Annotated in this window: 15 protein-coding genes; 7 read left to right on the top strand and 8 right to left on the bottom strand. The window is 67.6% G+C overall.

Going from position 1 to position 15,752, the window contains the following annotated elements; genetic code table 11:
- Positions 1-42: 42 nt before the first annotated feature.
- The 5 genes from ACZYZ5_RS08920 to ACZYZ5_RS08900 all read right to left on the bottom strand — a co-directional run bounded on the left by ACZYZ5_RS08920 (position 43) and on the right by ACZYZ5_RS08900 (position 5,531).
- Entirely contained in the window at positions 43-780 is a 738-nt protein-coding gene (locus tag ACZYZ5_RS08920) for an HAD family hydrolase (RefSeq protein WP_463901042.1), read from the bottom strand.
- A gap of 136 nt (positions 781-916) precedes the next feature.
- Positions 917-2,002, bottom strand: coding sequence for a LacI family DNA-binding transcriptional regulator (locus ACZYZ5_RS08915; RefSeq protein WP_463901040.1), 1,086 nt, complete (start codon positions 2,000-2,002; stop codon positions 917-919).
- A gap of 88 nt (positions 2,003-2,090) precedes the next feature.
- A complete protein-coding gene (locus tag ACZYZ5_RS08910) occupies positions 2,091-2,735 on the bottom strand; it encodes an alpha/beta hydrolase (protein ID WP_463901038.1) in 645 nt (214 codons plus the stop codon).
- A 9-nt stretch (positions 2,736-2,744) separates the two neighbouring features.
- Entirely contained in the window at positions 2,745-3,965 is a 1,221-nt protein-coding gene (locus tag ACZYZ5_RS08905; RefSeq protein WP_463901036.1) for a beta-ketoacyl-[acyl-carrier-protein] synthase family protein, read from the bottom strand.
- A gap of 342 nt (positions 3,966-4,307) precedes the next feature.
- Positions 4,308-5,531 carry a DDE-type integrase/transposase/recombinase gene (locus ACZYZ5_RS08900; RefSeq protein WP_463901034.1) on the bottom strand — a complete coding sequence of 408 codons (1,224 nt, stop codon included), beginning with the start codon at positions 5,529-5,531 and terminating at the stop codon, positions 4,308-4,310.
- Positions 5,532-5,750: 219 nt separating this feature from the next.
- Between ACZYZ5_RS08900 and ACZYZ5_RS08895 the strand changes: the two genes are divergently transcribed.
- The 6 genes from ACZYZ5_RS08895 (at position 5,751) to ACZYZ5_RS08870 (ending at position 11,145) form a co-directional block, all read left to right on the top strand.
- Entirely contained in the window at positions 5,751-6,014 is a 264-nt protein-coding gene (locus ACZYZ5_RS08895; RefSeq protein WP_463901032.1) for a DUF6458 family protein, read from the top strand.
- 437 nt (positions 6,015-6,451) lie between these two features.
- Positions 6,452-7,255 (top strand): DeoR/GlpR family DNA-binding transcription regulator, encoded by an 804-nt coding sequence (locus tag ACZYZ5_RS08890; protein ID WP_463901030.1) that lies wholly within the window; start codon positions 6,452-6,454, stop codon positions 7,253-7,255.
- Entirely contained in the window at positions 7,252-8,238 is a 987-nt protein-coding gene (locus ACZYZ5_RS08885) for a 1-phosphofructokinase family hexose kinase (protein WP_463901029.1), read from the top strand. Before ACZYZ5_RS08890 ends, ACZYZ5_RS08885 begins: the two co-directional genes overlap by 4 nt.
- Before the next feature lie 2 nt (positions 8,239-8,240).
- On the top strand, positions 8,241-10,304 hold the full coding sequence (locus ACZYZ5_RS08880) for a PTS fructose transporter subunit IIABC (protein WP_463901027.1): 2,064 nt from the start codon (positions 8,241-8,243) through the stop codon (positions 10,302-10,304).
- A 62-nt stretch (positions 10,305-10,366) separates the two neighbouring features.
- Positions 10,367-10,645: an HPr family phosphocarrier protein gene (locus tag ACZYZ5_RS08875; protein WP_056428072.1), complete on the top strand. Its 279-nt coding sequence runs from the start codon at positions 10,367-10,369 to the stop codon at positions 10,643-10,645.
- Between the two features lie 212 nt (positions 10,646-10,857).
- Positions 10,858-11,145: a DUF7218 family protein gene (locus tag ACZYZ5_RS08870; protein ID WP_463901025.1), complete on the top strand. Its 288-nt coding sequence runs from the start codon at positions 10,858-10,860 to the stop codon at positions 11,143-11,145.
- A gap of 29 nt (positions 11,146-11,174) precedes the next feature.
- On the opposite strand, the gene ku is transcribed toward ACZYZ5_RS08870, so the two are convergent.
- Entirely contained in the window at positions 11,175-12,167 is a 993-nt protein-coding gene (gene ku / locus ACZYZ5_RS08865) for a non-homologous end joining protein Ku (RefSeq protein ID WP_463901024.1), read from the bottom strand.
- Between the two features lie 40 nt (positions 12,168-12,207).
- Here ku and ACZYZ5_RS08860 point away from each other — a divergent pair, with 40 nt between their 5' ends.
- On the top strand, positions 12,208-14,775 hold the full coding sequence (locus tag ACZYZ5_RS08860; RefSeq protein ID WP_463901022.1) for an ATP-dependent DNA ligase: 2,568 nt from the start codon (positions 12,208-12,210) through the stop codon (positions 14,773-14,775).
- Positions 14,776-14,851: 76 nt separating this feature from the next.
- On the opposite strand, the gene ACZYZ5_RS08855 is transcribed toward ACZYZ5_RS08860, so the two are convergent.
- Both ACZYZ5_RS08855 and ACZYZ5_RS08850 read right to left on the bottom strand, forming a co-directional pair.
- Complete coding sequence (locus ACZYZ5_RS08855) at positions 14,852-15,109, bottom strand: hypothetical protein (RefSeq protein WP_463901020.1); 258 nt, start codon at positions 15,107-15,109, stop codon at positions 14,852-14,854.
- A 109-nt stretch (positions 15,110-15,218) separates the two neighbouring features.
- A complete protein-coding gene (locus ACZYZ5_RS08850) occupies positions 15,219-15,446 on the bottom strand; it encodes a hypothetical protein (protein WP_463901018.1) in 228 nt (75 codons plus the stop codon).
- Positions 15,447-15,752: the final 306 nt, after the last annotated feature.

The following is a 15,752-nucleotide window of genomic DNA, read 5'->3' as shown; positions in this document are numbered from 1 at the left end:
CGCGCGGAAACGGAGGGCTGAGACGGGGGGCGGAAACGGAGGCTAGACGAGCTCGTCGAGGTCGTTGACCACGAGGGTGGCTCCGGCGGCGAGCAGGGTCTGCCGGCCGGCACCGCGGTCCACGCCGATCACCGAGTGGAAGTCCCCCGCGTTTCCGGCCTGGACCCCGGAGACGGCGTCCTCGACGACGACGCACTCCTCGCTGGGCAGGCCAAGCAGCCGGGCGGCGTACTCGTAGGTCGCCGGGCTGGGCTTGCCGGGCAGGCCTTCGGCGACGGCGACGACGCCGTCGACCACCACCGGGAAGTAGTCGGAGAGTCCGGCGGCTTTGAGCACTGCCGGGGCGTTCCGGGAGGAGGAGACGACGGCGACCTGGAGCCCCCGGGCCAGCGCGGCGTCGATGAAGCGCACGGAGCCTTCGTAGGGCTTGACGCCGCCGGCCTCGACGATGTCGTTGAAGACCTTGTTCTTGCGGTTGCCGAGCCCGTGGACGGTGTCGTGCGCCGGGTCGTCATCCAGCGGGCCTTCGGGCAGGACGATGTTGCGGGAGGCCAGGAAGTCGCGGACTCCGGCGAACCGCGGCTTGCCGTCGATGTGGTCGAAGTAGTCGCTTTCACGGTAGCCGGGCGCCTCGGGCACGGTCTTGAGGAAGCCGTCGAAGAGCTCCTGCCAGGCGCGTTCGTGCACGATCGCGGTGGGGGTCAGGACTCCGTCGAGGTCAAAGAGGATGGCGGAAGCCCCGGTCCAGCTCGAAGGGGTGCTGTTGGAAAGCTCAGTCATGGATCGGTTGTCCTTTCAGACGGCGGTAACAAAATCGGTGGACACGCCATTCGGCGGGCTTGCGGGCACGGCGCCGTGGCGGGAATCTCTGTAGGGCCAACGCCGGAGGAGTCAGGCCGCCGGGGCTCAGCGCCGGTCAGCGCCGGCGGCGGGTGCTCTTGCGCGTTATGAGTTTGGTTTCCAGCACGTGGCTGGTCGGGGGGTTCGGCAGCCCAGAGCGGTGGAGTCTTTCCATCAGCAGGCTGGCCGCGAACGCGCCCTGGTCCGCTACCGGCTGGGAGATGGTGCTCAATCCCAGGAACCAGCTCATCTGGTGATCGTCTATTCCTATAATGGACACGTTTTTCGGTGCAGACAAACCGAGGTCCCTCAGGGCCATGAGGGCTCCGAAGGCTGTTTCGTCGCAGCCGGCCAGGATCGCGGAGGGCATCCGGCGGTTTTCGATCAGCTCGATCATGGCCAGCCGGCCGCCTTCAATGCTGGACCCGGCCGCCAGGACCAGGTCCGGATCGACCGTCAGGTGATGGGCGCCGAGGGCCTGTTCGAATCCCTGCAGCCGCTCGTTGGCGGTCACCAGGGAGGGTTCGCCCGACTCGCTGCCGGAGAGCATGGCCAGGTCCCAGTGGCCCAGGCCCAGCAGGTGTTCGGTGGCGGTGCGCGCCGCTGCCTCGTTGTCGATCCCGACGTTGTCCCACGGCACGTCGTGCATGCCCACGCTGGCAATGGTCAGCCCCGAGCCGGCGAGGGCTGCCAGTTCGGCTTCGCTGAGGGCAATATTGAGAAGGAGGATGCCGTCGACGCGCTGGGACAGCCCGGCGAGGTCAGCGAGCAGCCGGTGCTGCACGCTGGGCCGGTTGCGGAGGCTGATCAGGACGGTGTCGTAGCCGCTGTCGGCAAACATTTCCTCCGCCGCTTCCACGGCCTGCGCGAAGAACCAGGCGGTGGCGGTGGGGACGATGATGGCCACGGAACCGGTGCTTCCGCCGGCCAGCCGGGAGGCTGCCGGGGAGGCCCTGTATCCCAGCTTGGCGGCGGCGTCGCCGACTTTGGTGCGGGCCTGGTCGGAGACGTTCGGGAGGTTCCGGAGGGCCCGGGAGACGGTGCAGATGGAGAGTCCGGAGAGGGCGGCGACGTCCTGGATGGTGACGCGCGGCGTTTTAGCCTGCAGCACGGGGCCCAGCCCTTTCTTCCCCCAGAAGTAGTGGGCCGTGAACGTGGCCAAGGTCGAGTGTAAGCGCTTACAAAATCGGCGCGCAAGTGGATAAATGAATGAAAGGTCGTTTGGCCCTGTTGCGCCGGCGCCCCGGGGGCTAGCTGGTGCGCTGCGACTGGCCGTCTGGGCGCAGCACGTAGTGGCGGAGGAACGCACTGACGTCTACGAGTTCCGCCGCCGAGATTGAGTGCCCCATTCCGGGGTACGTCCGCGCCGTGAGCTGTGTGTGCTCGTGGAGCCATGCCTCGGTGTGCTCCGTGGCGGCGTCGTTGATCACCAGGTCGTCCCGGTCCCGGCCCCAGAAGAAGGGCGGGCGCGCCTCGAACGATTCGCTCATCGCCAGGAGCTCGTTTTCCAGGACAAAACCGGACAGCCCGACGACGGCCCGGAACTGCGCGGGCCGCAGCCGCAGCAGGGTGGTGGCCATGGCCATGCCCTGCGAGTAGCCGAAGAGGCTGATGCTGCTGTGCTGGGCTTTGACGGATTCGATCCAGCTGAAGACGGCATTAGTGGAGGCGATGACGTCGGCGAAGTCATGGGTCAGGAAGTAGTCCAGCAGGAACCAGCCGTGGCCGTCCCCGATCTCCTTGGGACCCCGCAGCGCGGCGCAGGTAAACCCGGACGGCAGACTCTCAAAGAGCTTCACCATCCGGGATTCGTCCCGGCCGTAGCCGTGCAGCATCACCAGCAGCGGCGTGCCGGCGCGTTCGTGTTCCGGCTTGGACCAGACGACTGTCTCCATCGGAACAGCCTAGCTTTCAGTGATCACCAGCGCGGTGCTGTGCCCGCCGAATCCGAAAGCGTTGGCGATGCCCGCACGGGCCGGCTGGCCTGCCACGGAGTCACGGAGGAGGTGGAGGTCGATCCCGTCGTCGGGCTGGTCTAGGTTGCCGGTGCCGGGGAATTCCCCGGTCTTCAGGGCCTGGATCATCACGATGGCTCCGAGCGCGCCGGCCCCGCCGAGGAGGTGACCGGTGAGGGATTTCGTGGAAGTGACGGGAACCTGGTTTCCGAGCACCGCCCTGATCGCGCCGGCTTCCAGGCGGTCCCCGACCGGTGTGGACGTCGCGTGCGCGTGGACGAGGCCGATGTCCCCGGCGCTAAGGCCGGCGGCCGCGATTGCTTTTTCCATCACCCGGCGCTGCATGGCCGGATCAGCAGCGACGATGTCGACGGCGTCGGACGTGACCGCGGTTCCGGCCACGACACCCAGGATTTCCGCCCCGCGGGCGCGGGCGTGGTCCTCACGTTCCAGGACCAGGATCGCGGCGCCTTCGGCCATCACGAATCCGTCCCGGTCCCGGTCGAAGGGCCGCGATGCGGACTGCGGATCCCCGTTGCGGGTGGACAAGGCGCGGATTTGCGCGAAGCCGCTGATGATCAGGCCATTGAGGCAGGAATCCACGCCGCCCGCAATCACCACGTCCGCCGCGCCGGCCCGGATCATGTCGGCGGCCTGGGCGATGGCCTCCGCCCCGGAGGCGCAGGCGCTGACCGGAGTGCGCGCCCCTCCCTTGGCGCCGACGTCGATGGAGACCCAGGCCGCGGGGGCATTGGTCATGATCCGGGTGAGGGTATGCGGGGAAACCCTGCGCGGGCCGCTGGAATCCAGCGTCCGGGTCTGCTCCAGCGTGGTGTCCAGGCCGCCGTAGCCGGAACCGATCACCACTGCCAGTCGCTCCGGATCAGCGTCCGGGCGGCCGGCCTGCTCCCACGCTTCCCGGGCGGCGATCAGCGCCAGGTGCCCGCACCGGTCCATCCTCTTGTATTCGGGGGTGGTGAGCAGCGAGGCGACGTCAATCTTCACCTGGCCGGCCATGCGGACGGGCAGCACCTGCGCCCAGTCCTCCTCAAGCGCCGCGATTCCGGAGCGCCCGGCCAGCAGCGAAGCCCGGGTCTCGGCGGCGGTCCCGCCTACAGGGGTCACGGCGCCCAGTCCGGTGACAACGACTCTGGGGGAAGCTTCAGGCATGGGTACCGGCATTTCTGTGAGGCACACCGTGGGCCCGCGGCAGTGCGGGGCAGGTGGGCGGGCGTAGCGGGGTCAAACGGGGGCGGCAGGCATGGGGCTGCCGTTGTGCACCCTTTAAGAATACGTGCGATCCCCACCCCCGGACCGCCCGGGTTTCCCCCGCAGCCGTTCCGTTACGGAATAGGACAACCCGCACACCGGCCGAGCGCCGGTGTCCGGAGCCGCCGGGGCGGGCACGATGCCGCGCGAATACTGGCCGGAGTGGCGCCGCGCCGGTCGCCTGTTGCCTCATTGCAATACCTCCGGGAAGACTGATTCGTTGCCTCATTTGAAAACCTCCGGCTAGCTGGAGTCGCTGCGGCGGCGAAGGTGCGTCGGGAAAGTGGGGTTCCAGGCGGTGTTGATCGGTCTTGCGGGCGCGGTCTTCTTGGCCAGGGCAAGGACTTCCAGTTCCGACGTGAGGGCCAGGATGTGTCGTGAGAGGGCTGCCGGCCTGATCCGTTTGAAGGCGGCGTTCATCCGAATAATCGGCCGTTGCGGCATCCGGACGTGCCGGATCGCGCGTTGGTGCGGTGTTGCCGGCGCGTCGTGTTGTTTGGTGACTTTCGCACCGTGCCTCTGTTTGCCGATGAGCTTCTGTTGGGGCAGCAGGTAGTTGGTGAAGATGCGGTCCAGTTCCCAGATCTCATTGAGCTTCTCCAGCTCGGCGACTGTGTCATAACGGAGGTAGCCGACGAGTTCCCGGACTCTTGCCCAGTTCTTCTGCTCCACATGGGCACCGTCATTCTTGTTCCCGGGCCGGGACCGGGTGAACGTGATCTGGTGGGCGTGGCAGTAGGCGAACAGGTGATCGTTGATGAACTCCGAGCCGTTGTCCGAATCGATGCCGATGATCGGGAACGGGAACACCGCGGTGACGTGTTCGAGAGCCTCGAGGACCCATTTGGCGGCCTTGTTCCGCACCGACCGGTTCACCGTCCAGCCGGTGGCAATGTCGGTCACCGTCAGGGTGAAGCAGAACTCACCCAGGCTGTTGCCGCCCTCATGGCCGACCAGGTCGATCTCCACAAACCCCGGGACCGCGTCGTCCCACTCCGCCCAGGTGCGGACCGGGATCTGGGACTTCAGCAGCGTGCCCGGTTTGGTATGGGACCGTCCCCGCGGGATGAGCTTCGCCCGCTCGCCTGCGAGTCTGCGGTCGATCGTTGCTCCGCTCACGCGGCACAACAGGCGAGCCTCTTCATCGCTGAGCATCAGCTCCCGCTCCGTCCGCAACATCGGCACCAGCACGGGCAGCATCGGGGCCAGCAGCTTCCCTGCCGGGGCCCGCAGCACGGCCCAGCACTTGATCAAGGCCGGCAGCAGCTCGGGCCCGTACACCGGTGTTCGGCCCGGCCGGGGTCTGGCGATCTTCAAGACCAGGGCATCCCGCAGGGCCGCACGCGCGTAGTCGCGGTGCCACCCGGTCAACTCGACAAGTTCATCAAGGATCCGGGACTTCCCCTTCCGCGACGCCGCCTGATAGGCGAGGGCTTTCTTCTTCGTCACAGCCTGGCGCTGGGCCATCGTTAGCTCCATGAAAACGGGCATAGCTGGCATGCGGCACCGACACCGTCAACCACGCCGCTACGCGGAGGTTTTCAAATGAGGCAACGTATCCGGCCACGCGGAGGTTTTCTATGAGTCAATGCGGGTCGTTGAAACAACACTCAACGGACTGTAGCCTGACGCTGGACAGCATGCTTAGCAGTACTTATCAGTCCCACCGGACACAAGGAGCAAGTCATGAGAGTCGGTTCCGCCATTTTCCTCATTGCCCTCGGCGCCATCCTGGCCTGGGCGATCACCCCCGGACTGATCCCCAACGTCGACCAGACCATGATCGGCTACATCCTGATGGGCGTGGGTGTCATCGGGCTGATCGCTTCCCTGGTGCTGGCATCCCCGGGCCGCAGCCGCACCCGCCGGGTCAGCGAAACCCGCTCCGTCATCGACCCGAACACCGGCGAGACCATCACCCGCAATGAGAGCCGCGACGCCGGCATCTAGCCCCTGGGCGCTACTTTGCACAATGGTGCGCCGCATGAACGACCCGGACGCCGGGCCGGACCTAAGGTCTGGCCCGGCGTCTGGCGTTTTCGGGCACCCCGCCCCGAGGACATGCCCAGCCTGCGGAGCCACCAATGGACATAAACCCAATGTGCCCATGCCCCGGCACAAAGACTGGACATGTCCCCCGGCTCACCCACGCCGCGGACTGCGCATGCCCGGCCTGCGCTATCAGGGGTGGACATAGTGCCAATATGCCCAATTTGCGGCGCGAAGACTGGACATGTCCCCCGGGAGGCGGACTGAGCATTCTGCGTTCATGTTGTTTTCCATTGACAAAGCCACAGAATCAAAGATAAAGTCAATCAACTCCACTACCTGTGATGGCTATCACTGAGGTGGCGGAAGGTCCGCAGTACTGACGCAAGGGAGAGCCAGTGTTCGCCGAGGAACGCCAACAGCTGATCGTTGGGCTCATTACTGCCAGCGGCCGCGCCAGCGTCACGGACCTTGCCGAGCGCTTCAGCATCACCACCGAGACGGTCCGCCGGGACCTTGCCGCCCTCGAAGCCGCCGGCAGCGTGCGCCGGGTCCACGGCGGCGCGGTGTCCCCGGACCGGTTCAGCACCAACGAGGAAAGCATCCTGGTCCGCACCGACCAGCGGCAGCCGGAAAAGACCCGGATCGCCGAGGCCGCCCTGGCGCTCATCCCGCAGGACCGCACCGGCAGCATCCTGATCGACGCCGGATCCACCACGGAGGCCCTCGCGGAACTCCTGGCCGCCCGGACGGCAGCAACCACTGCCATCTCGGAGCCCGCCGCGGAACTCGTGGTCATCACCCACTCGCTGCCCGTCGCGGCAAAGTTGTCCGGGGAACCCGGCATCGCCCTGCACCTGCTGGGCGGAAAGGTCCGCGGAATCACGCAGGCCGCCGTTGGCCAGTCCACCGTGGAAGCCGCCCGCCGGCTCCGCCCGGACATCGCCTTCATCGGCACCAACGGCATCAACGCAGCCTTCGGGCTGAGCACTCCCGATCCTGAAGAAGCCGCTGTCAAGGCTGCCTTCGTCCAATCAGCGCGCCGCATTGTGGTGTTGGCTGATGCCTCCAAGCTGGATACCGAAACCCTGGTCCAGTTCGCCTCGTTGAAAGATCTGGACACCTTGATCACTGACACGAAACCCAGCCAGGACCTGGCTGACGCCCTCGCGGACGCCGGAGTGGAGGTGGTGGTCGCGTGATTGTCACCCTGACCGCCAACCCGAGCCTGGACCGAACCGTGGCGCTGCCGGGCCCCCTGCTCCGCGGCGAAGTCCAGCGGGCCGTTTCCGTCCGGCAGGAATCCGGAGGCAAGGGAGTCAACGTCTCCCGCGCCCTCGTCGCCTCCGGCCTGACGACGGTCGCGGTGCTGCCCGGAGGCGAGGCGGACCCCGTCCTCGCCGGCCTCCGGGACGGCGACGTCCCGTTCGCCGCGCTCCCGATCGGCGAGCCGCTGCGCAGCAATGTGGCGCTCACCGAACCGGGCGGCGTCACCACAAAGATCAACGAACCCGGCCCGGTGCTGAGTGCGGACCAGCAGGAGGCCCTGATCGGGCTGCTCCTGGACCACGCCCGCGGTGCCAGCTGGGTTGTCCTGGCCGGATCGCTCCCACCCGGGGTCCCGGCCGACTTCTACGCCACCGTCACCCGGCGGCTGCGTTCCATGGATCACGGCAACGAGGCCCCCCTCATCGCCGTGGACTCCTCCGGCGAACCGCTCGCCGCCGCGATCTCCGGCGACGCGCTGGGGAAACCGGATCTCCTGAAACCCAACGCCGAGGAACTGGTGGAGCTGGCTGCCGCAGCCGGGTTCGCCACGCACAAGTCCGCCGAAGAACTCGAAGCGGATCCGGAGGCCGCCGCGGTGGCCGCTGCCGCCGTCGTGCGCTCCGGGGTGGGTGCCGTGCTCGCAACGCTCGGCTCCAAGGGTGCGGTACTTGTGACGGCCGACGGCGCGTGGCTGGCCACGCACCCGCCGGTCACTGCGGTGAGCACGGTGGGCGCCGGTGATTCCTCACTGGCCGGCTACCTGCTCGCCTCCTGCCAGGGCGCCGCCCCGGCCGATTGTCTCCGTCAGGCTGTGGCCCATGGTGCCGCCGCCGCTTCGCTGCCGGGCTCCACAGTCCCGGCGGTCCACCAAACCACCCCTGATGCCGTAACCATCACGGCCCTCCGGAAGGATTGACAGTGACTCAGCTCATTACGACCGAACTGGTCGAGCTCGACCAGAACCTGGGCAGCACGCCCGAGGACGTGATCCGGCACCTGGCAGGCAAAGTTGCAGCCAACGGACGCTCCACCGAAGTTGAGGGCCTCTTTGCCGACGCCTTCGCCCGGGAACAGAAGACCGCCACCGGCGTCCCCGGCGGCATCGCCATCCCGCACTGCCGTTCGACGGCGGTCACCGAACCGACGCTGGTCATGGCCCGGCTCTCCCAGCCGGTCGACTTCGGCGCCAAGGACGGACCCGCGGACCTGATCTTCTTTATCGCGGCCCCGGAAGGTGCGGACCAGGAGCACCTCAAGCTGCTTTCCAGGCTGGCCCGCTCTTTGATCAAGAAGGACTTCACCGCGTCCCTGCGCGCCGCCGGCTCCGAGGCCGAGGTTGTCGAGCTCGTCGAGGGCGCCCTCGCGGACAAGCCTGCCGCCGCAGCCCCGGCAGCGGGAGCAGCCGCTGCGGCAGGCTCAACCGAGGCCGGCTCAACCGCCGAGCCCGCAACGGCCGGCGCACCCCGCCCCAAGCGGCTTGTCGCTGTCACCGCCTGCCCCACCGGTATCGCCCACACCTACATGGCCGCCGATTCGCTCGTGGCCGCGGCCAAGGAGGCCGGCGTGGACCTGCAGGTGGAGACTCAGGGATCCTCGGGCGCCAAGGCACTGGACCCCGCCGTGATCGCCGCCGCCGACGCCGTGATCTTCGCCGTGGACGTCGACGTGCGCGGCAAGGAGCGCTTCGCCGGCATGCCGGTCATCAACGCCCCCGTCAAGCGCGGCATCGACGAGCCCGACAAGATGGTCCAGGAGGCCCTCGCGGCGGCGGACAACCCGCACGCCCGCCGCGTCCCGCACTTCGGTGAGGATCAGGCCGAACAGGAGGCCGAGGAAAAGGGCGAGCACTTTGGCACGAAGCTGAAGAAGGCGCTGCTCACGGGTGTCAGCTACATGATCCCGTTCGTGGCCGGCGGCGGTCTGCTGATCGCCCTCGGCTTCCTCCTGGGCGGCTACGACATCACCGCCTTCGCGGACAAGATCCTGGCGGAGAACAGCCTCTTCAACCTGCCCACCGTATATCCGGAGCTGGCCTGGGGCCCGCTGGGCGCCTATCTGGGTGCCGTGATGTTCAAGATCGGCGCCCTGTCCCTGGGCTTCCTCGTGCCCGCACTGGCTGGATATATCGCCTACGCCATCGCGGACCGGCCGGGCATCGCCCCGGGCTTCGTTGCCGGCGCCGTTGCCGTCTTCATGGGCGCGGGCTTCCTCGGCGGCATCGTGGGCGGCCTGATCGCCGGCTACGTGGCGCATGCGATCGGCAAGCTCCATGTGGCCCGCTGGCTGCGCGGCCTGATGCCGGTGGTCGTCATCCCGCTCGTGGCATCGCTCGCGGCGTCGGGCCTGCTGTTCGTGTTCCTGGGCGCCTACATAGCCCAGATCACCGTCGGCCTGAACAATTTCCTGTCCGGCCTGACGGGCGCCAGCGCCATCGCCCTGGGTGTCATCCTGGGTCTGATGATGTGCTTCGACCTCGGCGGTCCGGTCAACAAGGTTGCCTACTCCTTCGCCGTCGCCGGCCTGGGAGCCGCCTCCATCGCCAACCAGGCCCCGTGGCAGATCATGGCAGCCGTGATGGCCGCCGGCATGGTCCCGCCGCTGGCCATGGCACTGGCTGCGACCGTGCTGAACAAGAAGCTCTTCAGCCTGGCGGAACAGGAAAACGGCAAGGCCGCCTGGCTGCTGGGAGCCTCCTTCATCACCGAAGGCGCCATTCCCTTCGCCGCCGCGGACCCGCTGCGCGTCATCCCCGCCAGCATGCTCGGCGGTGCCGTGACCGGCGCCATCTCGATGGCGGCAGGCGTGGGGTCCAAAGCCCCGCACGGCGGCATCTTCGTCTTCTTCGCCATCGATTCCTTCCTGTGGTTCGTTGTCGCCATCGCGGCCGGAACCGTCGTCAGTGCCTTCGCCGTGATCGCGCTCAAGCGCTGGGCAGTCAAGAAGCCGGTTGATACGGTGGAAACTGTTCCCGTAGCCGCCTGAACCACACTCCACCAACACCAACACCCGGCTGATATTTCCCAAGCTGAAACCAAGGAGCAAAAATGACCGAACGTAACGCCACCATTGCCAGCCGCGTCGGGCTGCACGCCCGCCCGGCCGCCATCTTTGCCGAGGCTGCAGGCGAGTTCGATCTCGAAATCACCATTGCCCGCCTGGGCGAACCCGTCGATGAGGCCATGGATGCCGCCAGCATCCTGTCCCTTATGAGCCTGGGCGCCTCCCACGGCGAAGTTGTGGTCCTGCGCGCCGAGGGCGACGGCGCCGACGCTGCCCTGGAACGCCTGGTCCAGATCCTCGAAACGGACCACGACGCCGAATAGCGTCACCGTCCGGCGGTACCGCCGCCGGTTCAGAGGCCCGGTCGCATCCCCGAACAGGGGTGCGGCCGGGCCTCTGCGTTCCCCGGCTCCGCGGAAAACCCCTCAGCAAACTTAGTAACTGCTTGTCACGGTCCGGCGGCGCCGCTAGTTTGGAATCCGCGGCACCACTCACGTGGCCCGCCGCAGGACGATTTCCAGCAGCCGAGGTAGCCATGCCGACGAAGAAGAATGCCCCGCGGGGCTCCGAGCGCCCCAGCATCAAGGATCCGGAACTCTACGAAGAGCTGCTGGAGGACGGCGCGTCGAAGCAGAAAGCCGCCCGCATCTCCAATGCCGCAGCCAGGGACGGCCGGCCAGCCGTGGGCCGCAAGGGCGGGAAGGCCGGCGACTACGACGACTGGACTGTCCCGCAGCTCAAGCAGCGCGCCAAGGAAATCGGGCTCAAGGGCTATTCGGCCAAGAAGAAAAGCGAGCTCATTTCCGCGCTCCGGAACTCCTGATCCCGGTGTCCACGGGCCGGACAGTCCGCTCAGGCTTCCTTCCGCGCGCTCCGGGCGGCCGTTTTCGGGGCGGCAGTCTTCGCAGCGGCGGTCTTGGGCGCTGCCTTGGCGGCGGCCCGCGTAGCGGTCTTGGGCGCTGCCTTGGCGGCGGTGCGCGTAGCCGTCTTGGGCGCGGCCTTGGCCGGCGTCGACTTGGCGGTGGCCTTGGCGGGTTCGTCCGCGGACGCTGCCCCTCCGCCGCGCTTCTTCTCCAGGCTCCGTTTCAGGGCCTCCATCAGGTCGATTACCTCACCGCTGCCGGCCTCGGCCGCCGGGACGCCAAAGGTTTCCTCGGTGTCCAGGGATTCGCCCTTCTCCAGCTTCGCCTCGATGAGCTGGCGCAGCTGCAGCTGGTAGTCGTCGGTGAACTGGTCCGGTTCGAAGTCCGCCGCCATCGAATCGACCAGCGCGGCGGACATCTCACGCTCCTGGGCGGAGATCCGGATCGTTGTTTCGAGCGAGGGGAAACTGGCCTCCCGCACCTCGTCGGCCCAGAGCAGGGCCTGCAGCACCAGCACGTCACCGCGGATCCGCAGGGCTCCCAGCCGGGTTTTGTCCCGCAGGGCGAACTGGACGATGGCCACCCGGTCGGTATCCTCAAGCGCCCGGCGCAGCAGGACATAGGCCTTGGGCGACTTGGAATCCGGCTCAAGGTAGTAGCTCTTCTCGAACATCATGGCGTCGAGCTGCTCTGCCGGCACAAACTGCACCACGTCGATCTCGTGGCTGTTCTCGGCCGGAATGGACTTCAACTCCTCCCGGCTGAGGACCACCGTGCGGCCGTCGTCCTCGTACGCCTTGTCGATGTCCTCGTAGTCCACGATCTTGCTGCAGACCTCGCAGCGGCGTTGGTAGCGGATCCGTCCGCCGTCGGCGTTGTGGACCTGGTGCAGGCTGATGTCGTGGTCCTCGGTCGCGCTGTAGACCTTGACGGGCACGTTGACCAGCCCGAACGCTATCGCGCCTTTCCAGATGGCTCTCATGGATCAAGTGAACATCACAGTTGCGTGGAGGTGAAGCCCCTTGGCTGAACGGACCTCCGGCAACAAGAGGGAACGGGTCCGGGTTGGGGGCCGCGAACTGGTGGTCACCAGCCTGGACAAAGTGATTTATCCGGAGACCGGCACCACCAAGGCCGATGTGCTGGCGTACTACGCTGCGGTCGCGCCCGTCCTGATCCCGGCCGCAGCGAACCGCCCGGCAACCCGTAAGCGCTGGGTGCACGGCGTCGGGACGGCCGATGCCCCCGGCGAGATGTTCTTCCAGAAGAACCTGGACCATTCGACGCCAGGGTGGGTGCCGCGGGCCTCCATCACACACAAGGAGCGCACCATCCAGTACCCGCTGGTCAACGACCCGGCCACGCTGGCCTGGCTCGCCCAGATCGCGGCCCTGGAGATCCATGTGCCGCAGTGGCGCGTCGACTCGCACGGCAACGCCCTCCCGCCGGACCGGCTGGTGCTGGACCTGGATCCCGGCGAGGGGGCGGGGCTGGCCGAGTGCGTCGAGGTCGCGAAGCTCGCCCGCACCATCCTGCAGGACGTGGGCCTGGATCCCGTGCCCGTGACCAGCGGCAGCAAGGGCATCCATCTGTACGCCGCGCTCGACGGCGCGCAGAGCTCCGAGCGGATCTCCGAGTTCGCCCACGAACTGGCACGCTCGCTGGAAGCCGATCACCCGGAGCTGGCCGTCAGTGACATGAAGAAGGCGCTGCGCACCGGCAAGGTCCTGGTGGACTGGAGCCAGAACAGCGCCGCAAAAACCACCATCGTCCCTTATTCCCTGCGCGGCCGGCTCCGGCCCACCGTGGCGGCGCCCCGGACCTGGCGCGAACTCAGCTCCCCGTCCCTTCACCAGCTCGACTACCAGGAGGTCCTGAAACGGGTGAAGTCCGGCAAGGATCCTTTCGCCGTCATCTCCGGCGGAGGGCGGCCGGGGGCCCAGCCGGACGGCCCTCCGGGCGGCGCAGCCGGGGCAGCGCACGGCGATGGCGGCGACACCGACCCGCGGCTGAAGAAGTACCGGGCCAAGCGGGACGCGGCCTCGACTCCGGAGCCTTTTACGGCGGAACGGCACCGCACGGGGACAGAAAACGCGGGGTTGGAAAGCGCACTGACGGCAGGCGGCACCCTCCGGGAGAAGTTCGTCATTCAGGAACACCACGCCAGCCGGCTGCACTACGACTTACGGCTGGAGCGCGACGGCGTGCTGGTGTCCTGGGCGCTGCCCAAGGGTGTCCCTTCCAGCAAGACACAGAACCACTTGGCGGTCCAGACTGAGGACCATCCGATGGACTACGCGGACTTCGAAGGCACCATTCCCAAAGGCCAGTACGGCGCCGGGACCATGAGCATCTGGGACCGCGGCTACTACGAGTGCGAGAAGTGGATTGCCGGGAAAGAGGTCATCGCCACCCTCACCGGCCAGAACGACGGCGGTCTGCGCGGCGCGCGCCGGTTCGCACTGATCCACACCGGCCGGGGCGATGACCAGTGGCTAATCCACCTAATGGACCCGCCGGGCGCGAAGAAGGGCCAGGCGCCCCGGCCGGCGGAGGAGCCCGCGCCGGAGCCGGCACCGGATCAGAAATCCGGTGCCGCAGCGCCCGATAGTGAACCGGCGGCCGCCCCGGACAGCGCGGCTTACACGCCGATGCTCGCCAGCTCCGGGACCGCCGCGGACCTGCCGGACAAGGACTGGCAGTTTGAACTCAAATGGGACGGGGTACGGGCCCTGATCGTCGGGGACGCGACGAAGATCCGCCTGATCAGCCGGAACGGCAACGACATGTCGGCTGCCTATCCGGAACTGACGGACCGTTCCTGCTGGCCGGAGGGGGCTTTCGTCGCCGACGGCGAGATCATCGCCGTCGGCCCGTCCGGGCGGCCCGACTTCGGGCTGCTGCAGGGGCGGATGAAGCTCACCAAGGCCGCCGACGTCGCGAAGGCGCAGGCATCGACGCCCGTGCGGCTGATGCTCTTCGACCTCCTGTCCGAGAACGGCACCGACCTGCGCCGCCTTCCGCTCCGCAAGCGGCGGGCCCGGCTGGAAGCGTTCTTCACCGCGTCCGGCTGCCCGGTGGAACTGTCACCGCTGATCGACGGCGACGTCCGGCACATCCTGGAAAGCGCCGAGGAGCTGGGGCTGGAGGGCGTGATGGCCAAGCGCACGGACGGCCGCTACGTCGGACAGCGCAGCAGGTCCTGGCTCAAGCTCAAGTTCGAGCGCACCCAGGAGGTGGTGGTCGGCGGCTGGAGGCCGGGCAAAGGCGGGCGGGGGCAATCCGTCGGCTCACTCCTGCTGGGGATCCCGGCCGGATCCAAACTGCGCTACGTCGGCCGCGTCGGCAGCGGCTTCAGCACTCGGGAGCTCAAGGAACTGCGCCTGCAGCTCGATGCCCTGCCCCGGAAGACCTCACCATTCGAGGACGTGCCGGCGGCCGACGCCTCGGACGCGCACTGGGTGAGCGCCAAGCTTGTCGGGGAGGTCACCTACGGGGAATGGACCAGCAGCGGCAGGCTCCGGCACCCGGTCTGGCGCGGCTGGCGGCTGGACAAGAGCCCGGCGGACGTGGTGATGGAATCGGAGTGAAGGCGGAGAAAAGCCCGGGCGGCCTGCAGGCCGTCCCGGGCTCCTTGCCGCCGGCGCCGGGGCGTCCGGCGAAGCTTCAGGAGGAGTGCGGGGTGTCCGGCGGGGTGATCCGGTGGACCGCGTTCACCGCGGCCTCGTGCCCCAGCCGGCCGTGCTGGACGTCGTTGTCCTTGGGATGGCGGTGTTTGCCGCTGCCGTCCGGCCATTGTTTCCCGTCTGCTGCGGTGGGCGGGGCGGGGCGCTTCGTTTCCGGACCGGGCGCCTCGTCCATGGACTCCGCCAAATGACTGGCAACTTTAGGATTGATGTCGTCTCCGAACTGGTGTTCCGCCATTGCTCTTCCTTCCGCTCTCGATTTACGCTGTCGACTTACGTCGTCGAAATACGTTGTGAAACGAAGTGTCCAACCATCGTAGGTCGGCCGGGGTGCGATGTCTGCAGGGTTACCAGCGGACCTTTTTCTCCGCCGGGCCCTGCTTGCCGCTGACGTGGGTGGGCTTGTGGCTGTGGCCGACACTCTGTGAGGCGGCGCCGCCCCGGGACTTGCTCTCGAGCATCTCCCGCTGGGCGTCCGTGAGGCGCGACTTGACGCCCTTAGCCTGTTGGGCCGGGGACTTCTCGTCGCCTTCGGCCCCGCTGTTGTCGCTCTTCTTGGTCTCTTTGCCAGTCATGGACTGTTCTCCTTGGGTGGCTCGTGATCAGCACTGCGCTGATGTCAACCCTAAGCGCATTCCGGATCCCTTGGGTACCCCCTTTTTTGCGGTGCGGCGGGGCCTCCCGAGGGATGGACCGTCCGGGCCCCAATAGCGCCGTTTGGCCCGGATTTCCGGTCTCCGGCGGCCCCGCGGCGAAAAATTTTCCGAAGCCCCCGGCGCGGACCGGGGTTTCCCTGCAATGGCGCGGTGAAACCGCGGAAAAGAAAACCGCGAACGGGACCCGATCCGGGCCGAAACACCGGATCATACGGCACCAAACTC

The sequence above is a fragment of the Pseudarthrobacter ribosi genome (assembly GCF_055412865.1).
The sequence above is the reverse complement of the archived record's forward strand: the minus strand, read 5'-3'. Positions and strand labels throughout refer to the sequence as shown.